Here is a 659-nt window from a genome sequence, read left to right as displayed (position 1 = left end):
TGTACCTTCACATGAGTGGATTTACCAGTACATTTATCAAGATAAATCAAAAGGCGGTAAACTTTATCTACACTTAAGGCTTCAGAAGAAATATCGAAAACGCGGTTACAAAAACACGGATCGTAGGGGGCAAATCATTGATAAAACAAGTATTCACTGCCGAGACCAGGTCATTGATCAACGACAACGTTTAGGAGATTTCGAAGGTGACACGGTGATTGGTAAACATCATAAAGGTGCTTTATTGACTCTCGTTGATCGAAAGAGCCTGTATGTACATATTGTTCATTTAGGGCCAACGAGAGCATCCTCTCAAACGATTACTTGTGCATTAGATCGTTTACAAATGAGCCATGCTTATAGTGTGACATTTGATAATGGCAAAGAATTTTCCGAACACAAAAGAATTACTGATGCTGGCATAGAGACGTATTTTGCTGATCCTTACAAGTCTATTCAGCGAGCTAGAAATGAAAATACGAATGGTTTAATCCGTCAATATCTGCCAAAATCATCATCGTTTGATGACGTGTCAAACGAACAAATAGAGCAGATAGAATTTGCACTCAACCATCGTCCTAGAAAAACACTAGGTTGGTATACACCGAGTGAAGTTATGGCTGGTTTTTATACTGTTGCACTTGCCGCTTGAATCCGCC

Annotated in this window: 1 protein-coding gene; it reads left to right on the top strand. The window is 39.3% G+C overall.

Annotated features, from left to right (window positions below; translation table 11 throughout):
* A partial coding sequence (locus VF675_RS13750; protein ID WP_440205392.1) for an IS30 family transposase occupies window positions 1–652 on the top strand: 652 nt, incomplete at its 5' end.
* Window positions 653–659: the final 7 nt, after the last annotated feature.

Origin of the sequence: Acinetobacter sp. Lyrl_1 (assembly GCF_051948795.1) — a bacterium.
GTDB classification, from domain to species: Bacteria; Pseudomonadota; Gammaproteobacteria; order Pseudomonadales; family Moraxellaceae; genus Acinetobacter; species Acinetobacter towneri.
Note: the sequence above shows the minus strand (reverse complement) of the source record. Positions and strands in the feature narration are given on the sequence as shown.